The sequence below is a fragment of the Tuberibacillus sp. Marseille-P3662 genome, from assembly GCF_900178005.1.
Lineage (GTDB): Bacteria > Bacillota > Bacilli > Bacillales > Sporolactobacillaceae > Marseille-P3662.
Window position 1 is genome coordinate 469,059 of record NZ_FXBS01000006.1, and the last position, 15,206, is coordinate 484,264.

Annotated in this window: 12 protein-coding genes and 1 pseudogene; 11 read left to right on the forward strand and 2 right to left on the reverse strand. The window is 42.5% G+C overall.

Annotated elements, in window-relative coordinates:
* Positions 1-9: 9 nt before the first annotated feature.
* From queA to yajC, 3 genes are read left to right on the forward strand one after another with little or no spacing between them, the layout of a single operon-like run.
* Positions 10-1,056, forward strand: a complete 1,047-nt coding sequence (gene queA, locus B9Y89_RS10805) for a tRNA preQ1(34) S-adenosylmethionine ribosyltransferase-isomerase QueA (RefSeq protein ID WP_085523246.1) — start codon at positions 10-12, stop codon at positions 1,054-1,056.
* The gene (tgt, locus tag B9Y89_RS10810) at positions 1,053-2,198 is read left to right on the forward strand and encodes a tRNA guanosine(34) transglycosylase Tgt (RefSeq protein WP_085523247.1); all 1,146 of its coding nucleotides are present in this window, start codon (positions 1,053-1,055) and stop codon (positions 2,196-2,198) included. The genes queA and tgt overlap by 4 nt, the downstream gene beginning before the upstream one ends.
* A gap of 28 nt (positions 2,199-2,226) precedes the next feature.
* Positions 2,227-2,508, forward strand: coding sequence for a preprotein translocase subunit YajC (yajC, locus tag B9Y89_RS10815; RefSeq protein WP_085523248.1), 282 nt, complete (start codon positions 2,227-2,229; stop codon positions 2,506-2,508).
* Positions 2,509-2,543: 35 nt separating this feature from the next.
* Here yajC and B9Y89_RS10820 read toward each other — a convergent pair whose 3' ends face one another.
* On the reverse strand, positions 2,544-2,927 hold the full coding sequence (locus B9Y89_RS10820) for a TIGR04086 family membrane protein (protein ID WP_176222192.1): 384 nt from the start codon (positions 2,925-2,927) through the stop codon (positions 2,544-2,546).
* Positions 2,928-3,044: 117 nt separating this feature from the next.
* Here B9Y89_RS10820 and B9Y89_RS10825 point away from each other — a divergent pair, with 117 nt between their 5' ends.
* Together B9Y89_RS10825 and B9Y89_RS10830 are read left to right on the forward strand one after the other, a co-directional pair.
* Positions 3,045-4,343 carry an ArsB/NhaD family transporter gene (locus B9Y89_RS10825; RefSeq protein ID WP_441351475.1) on the forward strand — a complete coding sequence of 433 codons (1,299 nt, stop codon included), beginning with the start codon at positions 3,045-3,047 and terminating at the stop codon, positions 4,341-4,343.
* Positions 4,344-4,418: 75 nt separating this feature from the next.
* Positions 4,419-5,069, forward strand: coding sequence for a DUF421 domain-containing protein (locus tag B9Y89_RS10830; protein WP_085523251.1), 651 nt, complete (start codon positions 4,419-4,421; stop codon positions 5,067-5,069).
* Between the two features lie 21 nt (positions 5,070-5,090).
* On the opposite strand, the gene spoVB is transcribed toward B9Y89_RS10830, so the two are convergent.
* Positions 5,091-6,644 carry a stage V sporulation protein B gene (gene spoVB / locus B9Y89_RS10835; RefSeq protein WP_085523252.1) on the reverse strand — a complete coding sequence of 518 codons (1,554 nt, stop codon included), beginning with the start codon at positions 6,642-6,644 and terminating at the stop codon, positions 5,091-5,093.
* 273 nt (positions 6,645-6,917) lie between these two features.
* Here spoVB and B9Y89_RS10840 point away from each other — a divergent pair, with 273 nt between their 5' ends.
* The 6 genes and pseudogenes from B9Y89_RS10840 (at position 6,918) to B9Y89_RS10865 (ending at position 15,188) form a co-directional block, all read left to right on the forward strand.
* Positions 6,918-7,199 (forward strand): post-transcriptional regulator, encoded by a 282-nt coding sequence (locus B9Y89_RS10840; RefSeq protein WP_085523253.1) that lies wholly within the window; start codon positions 6,918-6,920, stop codon positions 7,197-7,199.
* A 66-nt stretch (positions 7,200-7,265) separates the two neighbouring features.
* Positions 7,266-9,495 (forward strand): annotated as a pseudogene (gene secD, locus B9Y89_RS10845) (protein translocase subunit SecD).
* A 102-nt stretch (positions 9,496-9,597) separates the two neighbouring features.
* Positions 9,598-9,942 carry a LapA family protein gene (locus tag B9Y89_RS10850; protein WP_085523254.1) on the forward strand — a complete coding sequence of 115 codons (345 nt, stop codon included), beginning with the start codon at positions 9,598-9,600 and terminating at the stop codon, positions 9,940-9,942.
* A 56-nt stretch (positions 9,943-9,998) separates the two neighbouring features.
* Positions 9,999-12,350, forward strand: a complete 2,352-nt coding sequence (gene recJ / locus B9Y89_RS10855) for a single-stranded-DNA-specific exonuclease RecJ (RefSeq protein WP_085523255.1) — start codon at positions 9,999-10,001, stop codon at positions 12,348-12,350.
* Positions 12,351-12,863, forward strand: a complete 513-nt coding sequence (locus B9Y89_RS10860) for an adenine phosphoribosyltransferase (protein ID WP_085523256.1) — start codon at positions 12,351-12,353, stop codon at positions 12,861-12,863. It abuts the gene before it with no gap.
* Between the two features lie 153 nt (positions 12,864-13,016).
* The gene (locus tag B9Y89_RS10865) at positions 13,017-15,188 is read left to right on the forward strand and encodes a RelA/SpoT family protein (protein WP_085523257.1); all 2,172 of its coding nucleotides are present in this window, start codon (positions 13,017-13,019) and stop codon (positions 15,186-15,188) included.
* The last annotated feature ends 18 nt before the right edge of the window (positions 15,189-15,206 follow it).

Consider the following 15,206-nt stretch of genomic DNA (forward strand, 5'->3'; position numbering starts at 1 on the left):
CCTTGTTTTATGGATATATCGATGTTTGATTTTGAATTGCCGGAGGACTTGATCGCGCAAACGCCTTTGGAAAACCGTGAAGCGTCGCGATTAATGGTGCTTGATCCAAATCGAAAAACAATGGAACACAAGACGTTCCATGATATAACCGACTTTTTAAATCCTGGCGACTGTCTGGTGTTAAATGACACCCGTGTGATTCCGGCTCGTTTATTTGGGGTGAAAAAAGACACGGGAGCCAATATTGAAGTATTATTATTAACACAAAAGGAAAGTGATCGCTGGGAATGTTTGGTAAAACCAGCTAAACGGGTGAAAGAAGACACTGTGATCACTTTTGGTGACGGCCGGTTGCAAGCCGTTTGTGAAACGGAGCTTGAAGAAGGGCGCCGTGTACTTAAAATGTGTTATCAAGGCATATTTAATGAAATTTTAGATGAACTGGGAAATATGCCGTTGCCACCTTATATCAAGGGGCAGTTGGAAGATCAGGAACGCTATCAAACGGTATACGCGAAGCACAGAGGCTCGGCAGCAGCCCCGACAGCGGGTCTTCATTTTACAGAAGGGTTATTGGACAGGCTGCAGGCAAAAGGTGTACAAATTGCTTACATCACTTTGCATGTAGGTCTGGGCACTTTCCGCCCTGTAAAAGTGGATGAGGTTGAATCTCATAAAATGCATGCTGAATACTATGATATGCCGGAGCAAACAGCTGAGCTTCTTGAGCAAACACGGTCTGCCGGTGGCAGGATTGTTGCTGTCGGAACGACGGTGATCCGGACGCTTGAGACGATTAAGAGGGATTACAGTAATTTTCAGCCTGCCTCTGGGTGGACGGATATTTTTATCTATCCCGGTTATGAGTACCAAGCGATTGATGCAATGATCACCAATTTTCACTTGCCGAAATCCACATTAATTATGTTAGTTAGTGCTTTTACAGGCCGCGACTTTTTGATGCGTGCTTACCGGGAAGCGGTTCAGGAGCGCTATCGGTTTTTCAGTTTCGGCGATGCGATGTTTATCACGGAAAGGAATCGAAACCAGTCATGACTTCAACCTCAGTCACATATGAATTAATAAAAGAAGATGGACAAACCGGTGCGCGGCTCGGCAAGCTGCATACGCCACATGGTACATTCGAAACACCGATGTTTATGCCTGTCGGTACTTTAGCCACAGTAAAAACAATGAGTCCTGAAGAATTAAAATCTATGGGTGCAGGGGTTATTTTGAGTAATACGTATCACCTTTGGTTACGTCCAGGCGAAGATATTGTGGATGAAGCTGGTGGCTTGCATCAATTTATGAATTGGGATCAAGGTATTTTAACTGATTCCGGCGGTTTCCAGGTGTTCAGTCTAAGTGATATGCGGGAAATTAAAGAAGAAGGTGTTCATTTTCGCAACCATTTGAACGGTGCCAAGCTCTTCCTTTCACCGGAAAAGTCCGTCCAAATTCAAAACGCACTTGGTTCGGATATTATGATGGCCTTCGATGAATGTCCGCCGTATCCAGCTGAGTATGATTACATGAAGTCATCAGTCGAACGGACAAGCCGTTGGGCGGAACGGTGTCTAGGAGCGAACCAAAATCCGGATCGTCAATCTTTATTCGGTATTGTTCAAGGTGGGGAATATGAAGCCCTTCGCCGGCAGAGCGCCGCCGACATTACGTCACTAGATTTCCCAGGTTATGCTGTCGGAGGGCTGTCTGTCGGTGAACCGAAGTCTGTGATGAACCATGTCTTAGAGTATACGACACCCTTGCTGCCATCTCATAAACCGCGTTATCTTATGGGTGTCGGTTCACCTGATTCTCTAATTGATGGGGCGATTCGCGGGATTGATATGTTTGATTGCGTCTTACCGACGAGAATTGCTAGAAATGGGACATGTATGACGTCGACGGGTCGGCTTGTTGTCCGCAATGCCAAATATGCGCGTGATTTTTCACCGCTCGATGAACATTGTGATTGTCATGTTTGCCGGACTTATAGTCGCGCTTATATCAGACATTTGGTCAAAGCAAATGAAGCTTTTGGATTCAGGCTTACGACTTACCATAACCTTTATTTTCTGATAAAATTAATGGAGCGTGTGCGACAAGCTATTCGCGAGGATCGTCTTCAGGATTTTAGAGATACTTTTTTTGAGCAGTACGGCTTTAACAGGCCGAATGCTAAAAACTTTTAATTGATTACATAAGGGAGGGTTATAGATTATGTTACAAACCATCATACCATTGATTTTGTTTTTAGCGGTGTTTTACTTCCTATTAATTCGTCCGCAGCAAAAACGGCAAAAGCAGACGCAGCAAATGCAAGCGGATCTGCAAAAAGGCGATAATGTTGTTACGATTGGTGGATTGCATGGTGTGGTTGATGTGATTGAGGATGATAAAGTCACAATCAAAAGCCATAACACCAAGTTAACATTTGATCGGGCTTCAATTCGTAGTGTTGTTGAAAAAGCAACGTCAACAGAACAGCCGACCGAAGAATAATAAAAAAAGCGTGCCGTAGCGGCACGCTTTTTTTATTATTTGATTCGGCCGCGGACAAAAAGATTGACGCCTAAGACTCCCCCAAGAGCTGTAACAATGATATTCGCGCCGAAGAGTAGGTACTGTTCCGGTGATAGCCCCATATTCACACCTAAGAACAAATAAAGCGATATGATGACTGAGTAAAGGATCCCGGTAACGGCCCCGATCATCAAACCTCGTTCCTTAAGCTTGACGCCCGCTGTTATGCCGCCGATAAATAAAGCAACGAGTGAAATGATAAGTGGAATTTTGTCAATGGATGCTTCTGATAATGACGATAGTTTCAAAAGGCTTGATAAGATGAGCGCCATGGCAAGGATAATAATTAAGCTTGTCACAACGCCGTAGCCTGCTGCTGTGAATAATCGTTTTGTCATACGATACACCCCCATAGTCATGTTTATTAAATACATATTCAGGCTTGACCATTTTAGAAGTAACAACATGTTTTTATAGGCTTGTTCATAAGATGTAGAAACCATAGAAATAGGGGGATGTACCGGTTGGATGTGATTATCACTTGCAGCATTTTTATTGTATGTTATCTCTTTATCATAACGGAAAAGCTCAACCGGGCACTTGTGGCCTGTTCCGGTGGTGTGTTAATGGTTATTATGCGAATTGTAGATGTCAGTGATCTGTTTGAAACGTATATTGATTGGCATACCATCTCACTGTTATTTTCAATGATGATTATCGTTTCTATAACAAGTCAAACGGGTGTGTTTGAATACATCGCGATTAAACTGGCTCAATATGTTCATGGCGGGCCGATTCTACTGCTTGTTATCAGCTCAACCTTAACGGCGATAGGATCAGCTTTTTTGGATAATGTGACAACGGTGCTTTTATTTGTTCCCATTGTTGTAAAATTGACCGATATTCTAAAGCTACCTGCGATTCCGTTTTTAATTGTATCGATTCTCTTTGCCAATATTGGGGGCACGGCGACTCTCATTGGCGATCCTCCCAATATTATGATTGGGCAGGCCGTCAGCCATTTATCATTCAATGATTTTCTGTACCATTTGGCACCCATTGTTTGTGTGATTTTCGCTTCAGTATTAACGGCGGTCATTATCATTTATCGCAACCAGCTACAAGTTAGCGACATGCATAGGCGGCAATTAATGGCCATACATGCTGGAGATTACCTCATTATTAATTCTGTCTTATTCAAATCATTAGCCATTTTAATGATGACGATTGCCGGGTTTATGATGCACCCTGTTATTAATATTGATATGACAACTGTTGCCATGGCAGGAGCTTTGCTCCTTTTATTAGTAACTTATCATGATGTTTCATTTGACAGTGTCTTTCGCCATATTGACTGGATTACACTATTTTTCTTTATCGGTTTGTTCATGCTTGTCGGGGGCTTGACGGAGATAGGAATCATCGATGAAATCGCCAAGCAAGTGATCTTTTATACTAAGGGTGATCTCCCCAAAACCGCTTTATTAATTCTGTGGGGATCGGGTATCTTGTCAGGCTTTGTTGACAATATTCCATTTGTCGCAGCGATGATTCCAGTTATTAAAGAGTTTCAGGAATTCGGTGTAAATAATTTAAACCCACTATGGTGGTCACTAGCATTAGGGTCGTGTCTCGGAGGTAATGCAACATTGATTGGAGCCTCTGCGAATGTCATCGTTGCCGGTATGTCTCAGCAGACAGGTAAACCGATATCATTTCTCGGGTTTATGAAAGTGGGGATCCCTGTTGTCCTGTTTTCGTTAATCGTCGCAACGATTTATGTCTATTTCCGCTATCTTATTCACTATTATTAATCTTTAAAGTGATAAACTCCTTGTGTTTCGCTTATACTAAAGGGCGATTGTGAGAAGACACAAGGGGTTTTAGGCATGGGAACGATTTTAATACGAACATTGCTCTTATATATTTTGATGTTAGTTGCTTTTCGAATTATGGGAAAGCGGGAAATAGGGCAATTAAATGTTGTTGACTTAGTAATTAACATCATGGTCGCGGAACTTGCGGTGACATCGATTGAAGATCCTTCTAAGCATTTAATCGATTCGATTATTCCCATTGCGCTATTATTGTTTGTCCAGTTTTTGATTGCTTATCTTTCAATGAAGTTACCAGCTTTTCGCCATATCATTGAAGGTCAGCCAACGGCCATCATTAAGCAAGGACAGGTGGATGAACAGGCGATGAGAAAGCAGCGGTACAATTTTGATGATTTATTAACGCAATTAAGGGAACAAGGTGTTCAGCAATTAGATGACGTTGACTATGCTGTCCTGGAGCCTACAGGTAATCTGTCAGTGATCGAAAAAAGTGGGGGGAGTTTAATACAGCCTACGATGATTTATCCGGTCATAATTGATGGTATGATCCAGCATAGGCATCTTCGCTATTTTAATAAAAGTGAATCATGGCTGAAAGAACAATTGCAGAAAGAAGGGTTAGATGATATAGAAAAAATCGCGTACTGCGCGATTGACCAGAAAAAACGTTTGCATATTGATATCAAAGACGAACAAGAATAGGTGGTTTGCACCTATTCTTGTTTATTTTATCCATCTTTTGATAATAGGTATATGGCTTAATTCCTCACGGTTGATTAGACGGAGACTGACAGCTAAGGTCATATAGACGATGACAACCAAGCTGATGAGAGTTAGGGTCCGCGGTAGCATCGTCCATGAGGTCAACAAGTACCGTTGACATATTTCAGCAAACACTCCTGCTAAGAGTAGAGCCGATATGCCTTTGATATAATCCATGATTTTAAGTGAGAAGCCGATCGATTTGATGACGGTGACTAAGTGCAATAGCGTGACAAGTATGACACTGACGACAACACCGATCGCGGCGCCCATGATGCCAAATTCGGGACGGGAGGCTAATGCCAGCATTGTCAAAATTTTAACGACGGCCCCCACCAGACTATTAATCATTGCAGCACTGGCTAAATTTAACGCCTGTAACACTGCTTGGAGCGGCCCTTGAAAATAAAATAGGAAAAAAAACGGCCCCATCATATTGACAAATACAGCTGATTCCGGCGAGTCGTACATGAGATCGAGTATTGGTTCGGCAAAAACATAGGAAATGACGATGGAGATCCCACCGGCAATCATGGCGATTTTTAAAGCTTGATTCAATCGGTAATGAATGGTTCCGATATGGTTTTTAGCGGCCGCTTCACTAATGGTTGGAATTAGCGACACATGCAAAGAGTGCGTAATAAAACTGGGCAATACTAATAGGGGAATGGCAAATCCCGTTAACATCCCATACTGCTTTGTTGCCATCGTAACGGAGACACCGGCAATCATTAAGCTTTGTGAGACGACAATAGGTTCGAAAAAATTGGATATCGAACCAATCAACCGGCTTCCTGTGGTTGGCAAGGCGACATGCATCAATTGAAAAAGTGTCCGGCGGCCACCGGCAAGGTGCGTAAAGAAATTTTGGCGCACTTTCACGCGTTTCTTAGCTTTGAACATCGCTAACATATAGAGCAGTGATGCGAGTTCGCCAATCACTCCGGAAATCATCGCTCCAGCCGCAGCATATTCAATCCCAAGCGGTAATAGCGCAGAGGCGAGCAGATAGACAAGCGTAATCCGAACAATTTGTTCAATGACTTGGGCTGTGGCATAGGGCTTCATGTTTTGGATGCCTTGAAAATAACCGCGTAATACGGATGACACAGCGACGATTGGTACAATCGGTGCAATCGCGATTAATGGATACAATGTCCGTTCATCCGTAAACACCGTTTTGGCTAATACTGGCGTGATGGCGATCATAGCAAGTGTTAAAATAATACTTAAAGTTCCAACAACAAAAAATGAAACGGTTAAAATACGTTTGATTTTTTTTCGGTCATTATGTGCCTCGGCTTCGGCAACTAATTTGGAGATCGCGACCGGTAAGCCCAACTGTGTTAATGTGACCGTCAACATTAACGTCGGGAAAGCCATGTTGAATAATCCCATGCCTTCTGCACCGATCACCCGAGCCAGTATCATTTTATTAATGACACCTAGAATTTTTGTGATGAGGCCGGCAAGCATCAATACAAAGGTTCCTTTTAAAAATGTTTGTTTCGTCATGTCAACCCAACCTTTTTCCTGCTATCAAAAGTCTAACTTCGCTAACGCAGTTATTGGTAGAAAGCTTGGTGCAACTAAGGTGTTGTCATCATACTTAGCGAAAAGCCAATTTTTCTTGATCTGCTTGTCAAGGTTGTACATTACATCTATATGCTTGATAGTCGGTCGAGCATGACTGATTATTAAAAGTGGGGTATTGAGATTATTGAGACATAAAAATCTCATTTTAGGAAATGAAAAACTGTGATATCATTATTAAAGTGAGGTGAGGTTATGGAACATTCGGTTGATGTGGAAAAGTGGCGTTATCATATACAGCCCTTTCTGCAAAGTAAGCTTGAAGAGTTCTATATACTAGGATTGAACAGTATGACGATGGACGAGCTGTGGACGTTTATTTTGGAATCACTTGAGAAAAAGAAACAACACCCGCAGCACTTACATCAGTTCGTCAATTTTGTGATGACACTCTCCGTTAATGATTATATGAATAGAATCCGGATGCAAATGTTTCAGAGTTCGGATCTAGCGGAAGATGACTCGCTTTTGAAATAAAAGGCATGGTACATAATAAGTAGATGATTGATATTGTTAAGACCTTGAGGGGGTACAGACATCATGGTGAAAAAAGGACGGATTGTTGCCTTTTTTTTAATTTTAATTGTTGCTGGCACCATTATTGGTTTAACGGCAACGAAGCTGGTTAATAATGTGAAGCTTGGCCTTGACTTGCAAGGCGGGTTTGAAGTGCTTTATCAGGTCGAGCCGCTGGAAAATGGTCCGGATATTACAGATGAGACCCTTAGCAGCGCGGTATCTGCGATTAACCGCCGGATCGATGCGCTGGGTGTCAGTGAACCGAGTATTACGATTGAAGGTGACGACCATATACGAGTAGCGTTAGCCGGGATTAAAGACCAGGAAGAAGCAAGAAAATTGCTATCGACGACCGCTCAATTAACGTTTCGTAATACGAACGGAAAAGTGATGCTGGACGGTTCTGATCTTGCTCCAGGTGAAGCTCAACTATCCTTTGATTCACAGACAAATGAACCCATCGTTGCTTTGGAATTGAAAAGCGCGAAGAAATTTGGGAATGTCACAAAGAAAATCTTAAATAACTCCAATGTAGACAATCGCTTAGTTATTTGGATGGATAAAAAGAAAGGGCAAACATTTAAAGAAGAGGTCAAAAAAGAAGGCTCAGCCAAAGGTGAGCCAGCTTATATTTCTGCGCCGACCGTTAATCAAGTCATCAATAGTAAGGATGTTCAGATCACTGGCGTAACCCAAGAGGAAGGGAAACACTTGGCGAGTTTATTGAAAGCAGGTTCGCTGCCAGTTAAAATGACCGAAATTTATTCAAACTCTGTCGGTGCTCAATTTGGTCAAAATGCCATGGATAAGACCATTCTTGCGGGTATTATCGGGATTGCGGCTATTTTCTTATTTATGCTTCTGTTTTATCGCTTCGGCGGTCTCATCGCAGTGTTAACTTTAGCGGTTTACATGTATCTTGTGCTGGCGGTCTTTGTCGGGTTACAGGCTGTACTTACCTTGCCAGGGATTGCCGCTCTGATTCTCGGTGTTGGGATGGCGGTTGACGCCAATATTATTACGCTTGAACGTATTAAATATGAAATCCGTTCAGGTAAATCTATTTTATCCGCCTTTAAATCCGGAAGTAAACGGGCGTTTGGAACAATATTGGATGCCAACTTAACAACGATCTTGGCGGCGGCTGTCATGTTTGTCTACGGGGATAGTTCTGTTAAGGGGTTTGCGATCATGCTGATTGTGAGTATCGTTGTGAGTTTTATCACCGCCGTCTTTGGATCGCGCCTATTGCTCGGTCTTTGGGTCAATAGCCGGGCGTTAAATAAAAAACCGGGACTATTCGGCGTAAAAAAGGGTGATATTGATGAACTTTAAAAACTTAGATTTTATCGCACAACGTAACAAGTTTTTTATGCTTTCAGGGATCATCATCATTTTAGGCATTATCTGCCTGTCTATATTCGGTATGAACCTAGGCATCGATTTTTCCAAGGGGAGTCGTGTCGATATTCAGGGTGACGAGTCCTTATCAATTGAAAAAGTCAATGCAACCTTTGAAAAACTTAACATGGAACCTTCAGAGCCCATCGTGACGTCGGGCACCAACAGTAATGTCATCACAGCTCGCTTTAATCAAGCATTTAATAAAGGCGAGGTTGCGAATATACAGGATGCTATAAAAGAGGAGTTCGGCATCAAACCAAGTATCAGTACGGTTTCACCACAAGTCGGTCGGATGCAGGCTAAGAATGCCTTCTGGGCGATAATGATTTCTGCTCTCTTTATCATAGTGTATGTATCGATCCGCTTTGAATTTTTGCAAGGTGTGGCCGCGATTGTCGCATTATTCCATGATGCTTTCTTAATTATTGCGGTGTTCAGTTTGTTCCATATTGAGGTCAATATTGTGTTCATTGCCGCAGTTCTAACGATTGTTGGTTATTCCATTAACGATACTATCGTCACGTTTGATAGGATTCGGGAACAGCAAAGGTTGAACAAAAAGAAAAAATTACGCACCTTTGCCGACTTCAAATCCATTACGAATGTGGGTATTCAGCAGACGTTTAGGCGATCTATCAATACGAGCTTGACGACGACCTTAGCTGTTTTAGCCCTGTTGTTTTTTGGTGCAACATCCATTTGGACCTTTTCATTAGCTTTATTAATCGGTCTGATTTCTGGGGCTTATTCATCAATTTTTATTGCTGCACCATTATGGGTCCTCATGAAAGTCCGGTGGAGTCGTCATCAGGGGAAAAAGAAACAGGCCCAACCGCAAACAGAAACGTGATTTTCAGGGTATACGGTTTTTTACCGTGTACCCGTTTTCTATGCCAATTTATGGGGAAGATACTTTGTGAGTCAAATATATTTCTGTAGGAGGATCTAATATATGGGGTCACAATGGCGGTTAATTTTAGCGCTTATTTTTGCCTTGGTGATCGGCATTTTTTCAGTGATGAATGTGGGAGCTGTCACCGTGAATTATGTATTTGGCCAATCAGAATGGCCGCTGATTATTATTATTTTATCTTCAGTATTAATGGGAGCACTCATCACAGGGCTTATTGGGATTGTCCGTATCTACAAGTTACAGCGTGAAGTCGGCCAACTGAAACGTCGTTTGTCTAAGCAAGAACCACCAGTTTCAGAGGAAGTGATGGACTCTGAGACTTTCGATGAATCGACCCATGAAACAACAGAAAATGACAATAAGGAGCAAGGTACAAAAAGATAATGTTTGCTCGTTCGACAACACCTCTAGTATAATTTAGTTTGGCGAGAGGTGATCAGATGCTCAAGGCAAACACACGTTGGCAGACGACGGCAATAGATGATCATCGTGCCCGGCAACTGGCAGATGATTTGGACGTTCCGCCTATTCTTGGGCGCTTACTTATCGGGCGAGGCATTGATGATGCTGAAGCCGCCCGTATATTTTTACATACTGAGCGATACGAAACGTTTCAGGATCCGTTTTTGCTGAAAGGGATGGCAGAAGCGTCGGAGCGCATCCATCAGGCTATCGCCAAAGATGAATCGATTTTGGTTTTTGGTGATTATGACGCTGATGGTGTCAGTGCCACGTCTCTAATGGTCACAGGTTTAAGAGAGCTTGGCGCTCATGTGACCTATTATGTGCCCGATCGTTTTAAAGAAGGTTATGGGCCGAATGTACCTGCGATTGAACAGGCCTACGAAGATGACATTAGACTGATTATAACTGTTGATACGGGTATCTCTGCGTTAGAATCTGCAGAGCGCGCTAAAGCGTTGGGCATGGATTATATCATTACCGACCATCATGAACCGCCGCCGGCGTTGCCTGATGCTTATAGTATTATTAATCCGAAGCAACTGGATTGTTCTTATCCCTTTACTGGACTAGCCGGTGTCGGTGTTGCATTTAAGGTGATCCATGCCTTGCGGGAACGAGCCCCTGAGCATTTACTGGATCTCGTGGCCGTTGGAACGATTGCAGACTTAGTTCCATTAATCGGAGAAAACCGCCTGATGGCAACGAAGGGGTTAAGGCGCATTAATGACGAGCCGCGTCCCGGTCTTCAGGCGCTCATGGCAGTGAGCCGTATGAACCCACCGGTAGCAGAAGATGATATTGGCTTTGCCATTGGTCCCAGAGTTAATGCTGCAGGGCGTATGGATCATGCGATGCCGGCCATTGAGTTGATGCTGGCTCAAGATCAAGATGAAGCGGATCAACTTGCGGCGACACTGGATCAGCTGAATAAAGAACGGAAAAAAATCGTTGATGAGATGACCACAGAGGCGGTGGCTACAGTAGAAGCGTTACCCGATCATCGGAGAGATATTCTCATTGTTGCTAAAGAGCAGTGGAACGCAGGTGTGATTGGGATCACAGCCTCCAGGTTAGTGGAGAAATTTTACCGCCCGACGATTGTTTTTGGTATTGATCCTGATACAGGTGAAGCCAAAGGCTCAGCACGGAGCATTGAAGGCTTTGACATTTTTTCAGCACTTTCACAATCAAGGGATTTGTTACCGCATTTCGGCGGTCATCCGATGGCAGCTGGTATGACAACATCTGCTTCTGACTTAGACGAACTTGCGGAACGATTGAACACCTATGCAGCGGAGCATATGACCGCAGACATGCTGGTGCCGGCAACTAAGGTTAACAGTACAGTAGCAATAGAAGACGTATCAGTAGATGTTCTTGAGACCATTGATAAGCTTGCACCATTTGGCGTCGATAATCCGAAACCGACCTTTGCTATCCATGATGCTAATGTCAGGGAAGTGCGGCAAATCGGTCGCAATCAAAATCATTTGAAACTCACCTTAGAACAAAATGGGGCACGCTTAGATGTCATCGGTTTTGGCCACGGCCATCAATTTGATCATATATCAACTGCGGCAAAAATTTCCGTTGTCGGTGAGTTGGTCATTAATGAATGGAACGGTTTCAGAAAACCGCAACTTATGCTTAAGGATCTAGAAATATCAGAATGGCAGCTCTTCGATTTACGTAATAAAAGAGATTTGCCTGGTAAAATAGAAACGATTTCAAAGCAGCAGAGGCTTCTGTTAGCTTTTCATGAAGAAACGGTTCAAGACCTCAAGCTTGAAGCTTATCAAAGCGAAATTGTTGGTCCGGATGATTTGGACCTTATTGACACGAATCAAAACCATTTGTTCATATTGGATTTGCCAGATGATGAGGAGGCTTTTGACCGCTGTTTTCAAGCCATGGCGTTTCCGGAGCGGATTTATGCGGTCTTCCATCAAAAAGAGGCCCATTATTTTTCTGGTATTCCCCAGCGTGAAGCGTTTAAGTGGGTATATGGATTCCTATATAAGAATCAACCGGTACAAGAACGCCCGATTCTACAAAAAATTGCCAACCACAAAGGCTGGTCATTGGAATCCCTACAATTTATAATACAAGTGTTTTCTGATTTGAAATTTGTTAAAATAGAAGACGGTGTGATTTCGTTAATTAAAGGACCTGCCGAGCAATCGCTGACAGCTTCCATAACCTATCAACAAAAGGAAAAGCGGATCGCATTAGAGGAGCAATTGTGCTTCTCGACGTATCAAACATTAAAACAATGGTTTGCTAAATATACGATTGGCCGGGAACGAACTGAGGAGGCTATAACTTAAATGAATTTTAAGGATTATGTCAAGATTGTTGAAGATTTCCCTAAAGAAGGTATTAAATTCAAAGATATTACCCCGCTTATGCAAAATGGCGAGGCTTATCAGGCTGCAATACAAAAGATTGTTGAATATGCAAAAGATAAAGACGTTGATATCATTGTCGGGCCTGAAGCCCGCGGTTTTATTGTGGGCTGTCCGATAGCTTACGAGCTAGGGATTGGGTTTGTCCCTGTCCGGAAAAAAGGAAAATTGCCCCGTGAAGTGATTGAGGTTGAATATGGACTGGAATATGGTGACAATGTTCTAACAATGCATGAAGACGCCATTAAGCCTGGACAAAAGGTATTAGTTGTTGATGATCTATTAGCAACGGGCGGAACCATTGATGCCTCCATTCAACTTGTTGAAAAATTAGGTGGAAGTGTGGCAGGAACGGCTTTTATGGTCGAACTCACTTACTTAAGTGGCCGCGACAAATTGAATGATTATGACGTTTATACGCTGATGCAATTTTAGCTAGAGAGTGCTCGAAAGTCGAGCGCTCTTTCTTTTCTTATGGTTAATGCAGATTAAAAAAGAAATTTATCAAATCATTGGCTTTACAAGACGACGTGAAATCGTGATAATAGACACAATAGACGTTTTTTCGGATAAAAAGGTGATGGGTGTATGACATTCGAAGAATTAATTGAAAAATCTCAGAGCTATTTGGACGATGAACAAGTTAATTATGTGATTGCAGCCTATGATTATGCGGATAAGGCCCATGACGGTCAATATCGGAAGTCTGGGGAACCTTATATTATGCACCCCGTTGAAGTTGCGGGCATTCTTGTTAATTTGGAGATGGATCCCGTAACAATTATGGCGGGCTTATTACATGATGTCGTCGAAGATACGTCGGTGGCGTTTGAAGACATTCAATCTAACTTTGGTGAACAAGTGGCGCTGCTTGTTGATGGTGTTACCAAACTTCGTCATTTCGAATTTAAATCAAAGGAAGAACAACAGGCTGAAAATCACCGCAAAATGTTTGTTGCCATGGCTCAAGATTTGCGATGTGTCTTAATCAAACTCGCGGACCGGCTGCATAATATGCGCACCCTAAGCTATATGCCGGCGGAAAAACAGTTGCAAAAGGCCAATGAGACATTGGAAATATTTGCACCCTTGGCTAATCGTCTTGGAATTTCGACTATTAAATGGGAACTTGAAGATATTGCTTTACGCTATCTTAATCCGCAGCAATACTACCGGATTGTCAACTTAATGAAGCGCAAACGCAATGAACGTGAAGACTATATCAGTACGGTAATAGAGGATATTGAGAAGCACGTTCAGCAAGTCAATATTGATGCGGACATTTCCGGGCGGCCTAAACATATTTATAGTATTTACCGGAAAATGGCTCACCAGCATAAACAATTTAATCAGATATACGACTTACTAGCGGTTCGTATTATTGTTAATAGTATTAAAGATTGCTATGCGGTTCTAGGTATTATTCATACCCATTGGAAACCGATGCCTGGGCGGTTCAAAGATTATATTGCCATGCCGAAAGCCAATATGTATCAGTCGCTTCATACGACGGTGATTGGTTCAAATGGCCAGCCATTGGAAGTCCAAATTCGGACAAACGATATGCATAAAGTAGCGGAATTCGGGATTGCTGCGCACTGGGCTTACAAAGAAAATAAAGGCCATAATGTGAATAATAAATTTGAGGACAAGCTTGCATGGTTTAGACAAATTCTTGAATGGCAAAACGATGCTGAAGATGCTAAGGATTTCATGGAATCCCTTAAAGTTGATTTATTCTCGGATATGGTTTTCGTGTTTACACCTAAAGGTGACGTAATTGAACTTCCTGCTGGGTCCGTTCCGGTTGATTTCGCGTTTCGAATTCATACTGAGATTGGCAATCAAACAGTCGGGGCCAAAGTTAATGGAAAGATGGTGCCTTTGGATCATCATTTAAAGACCGGTGACATCGTTGAAATCACGACGTCAAAGCATTCGTATGGACCCAGTCAAGACTGGTTGAATATCACGCAAAGCTCGCACGCTAAGAACAAAATTAAACAATGGTTCAAACGGCAGCGTCGTGAAGAGACATTGACCAAAGGCCGTGAATGGATTGAGAAAGAAGTCAAAAATCAAGGTTATGATGTTAAGGACGTATTAACCGAAGATAATCTGAGCCATGTGGCAGAAAAATATAATTTCACAAGTGATAACGATATTTATGCGGCTGTGGGCTATAACAGCATTACAGCTAAGCAAGTTGTTAACCGGCTTACGGAACAAGTACGCAAGCCTGAACAGGAAGCTGAAAACCTTCTGAATCACTTTCCAGATGTGGATCATTATACAGCTAAGCGGAAGACAGAATCAGGGGTTCGTGTTAAAGGTATCGACAACATGATGATCCGTCTATCAAAATGTTGTAATCCTGTTCCTGGCGATGACATTGTCGGTTATATTACGAAAGGCCGCGGGGTTTCAATTCATCGCCGCAACTGTCCTAATATTAACAATGACGAAGCCCAGCAACGTTTACTAGAGGTGGAATGGGAAGGACAAACGGCAGGCAATAAACAATTTAACGTTGATATTGAAATTACCGGATTTGATCGTGATGGCTTTCTTAATGAAGTATTGCAGGCAGTATCTGAAACCAAAACGATTATTAATGCGGTCACTGGAAAAGCTGATAAAAATAAAGTCGCTATTATTGATATGACCATCGCAATTCACAACGTCAGCCATCTTAAGAAGGTGGTTGAACGGATTAAAAAAATTCCTGACATCTATGCCGTCAGACGAATGATACAATAATCTTAGGATGAGGGAGAC

Coding starts and splice junctions, on each gene's coding strand:
- queA (WP_085523246.1), top strand. CDS start 10: ATGGATATATCGATGTTTGATTTTGAATTGCCGGAGGACTTGATCGCG.
- B9Y89_RS10865 (WP_085523257.1), top strand. CDS start 13,017: ATGACATTCGAAGAATTAATTGAAAAATCTCAGAGCTATTTGGACGAT.
- B9Y89_RS10830 (WP_085523251.1), top strand. CDS start 4,419: ATGGGAACGATTTTAATACGAACATTGCTCTTATATATTTTGATGTTA.
- tgt (WP_085523247.1), top strand. CDS start 1,053: ATGACTTCAACCTCAGTCACATATGAATTAATAAAAGAAGATGGACAA.
- B9Y89_RS10840 (WP_085523253.1), top strand. CDS start 6,918: ATGGAACATTCGGTTGATGTGGAAAAGTGGCGTTATCATATACAGCCC.
- B9Y89_RS10850 (WP_085523254.1), top strand. CDS start 9,598: ATGGGGTCACAATGGCGGTTAATTTTAGCGCTTATTTTTGCCTTGGTG.
- B9Y89_RS10820 (WP_176222192.1), bottom strand. CDS start 2,927: ATGACAAAACGATTATTCACAGCAGCAGGCTACGGCGTTGTGACAAGC.
- recJ (WP_085523255.1), top strand. CDS start 9,999: ATGCTCAAGGCAAACACACGTTGGCAGACGACGGCAATAGATGATCAT.
- yajC (WP_085523248.1), top strand. CDS start 2,227: ATGTTACAAACCATCATACCATTGATTTTGTTTTTAGCGGTGTTTTAC.
- B9Y89_RS10860 (WP_085523256.1), top strand. CDS start 12,351: ATGAATTTTAAGGATTATGTCAAGATTGTTGAAGATTTCCCTAAAGAA.
- spoVB (WP_085523252.1), bottom strand. CDS start 6,644: ATGACGAAACAAACATTTTTAAAAGGAACCTTTGTATTGATGCTTGCC.
- B9Y89_RS10825 (WP_441351475.1), top strand. CDS start 3,045: ATGTACCGGTTGGATGTGATTATCACTTGCAGCATTTTTATTGTATGT.